Origin of the sequence: Paracoccus sp. SM22M-07, from assembly GCF_001887735.1 — a bacterium.
Lineage (GTDB): Bacteria > Pseudomonadota > Alphaproteobacteria > Rhodobacterales > Rhodobacteraceae > Paracoccus.
Genome location: NZ_JPKW01000053.1, coordinates 1 through 297 on the forward strand (window position 1 = coordinate 1; position 297 = coordinate 297).

The 297-nt window shown below is 54.2% G+C and carries 1 protein-coding gene; it reads right to left on the reverse strand.

Going from position 1 to position 297, the window contains the following annotated elements; genetic code table 11:
• On the reverse strand, window positions 1-297 hold a 297-nt coding region (locus IE00_RS19385), incomplete at both ends, for a DDE-type integrase/transposase/recombinase (protein ID WP_139291565.1).

The window sequence follows — 297 nt, forward strand, 5'->3', positions numbered from 1 at the left end:
TCCAAGGCTGCTCAGCGAACTGAATACCGTTGTCAGTGAGGACGGTATGGATCTGGTATGGCACGGCCTCGAGCATGTGTTGCAAGAATTCCCAAGCTGTCTTCCTATCAGCCTTCTCGACGAGTTGGGTCACGGCAAACTTGCTCGTGCGGTCGATGCCAACGAATAGAAAGAGCTTTCCTTCAGCAGTCTGCACTTCGGCGATGTCTATGTGAAAGAAGCCGATCGGGTAGCGTTTGAACTTCGACCGCTTTGGCTTGTCGCCCTCCATATCAGGCGGGCGCGAAATGCCATGCC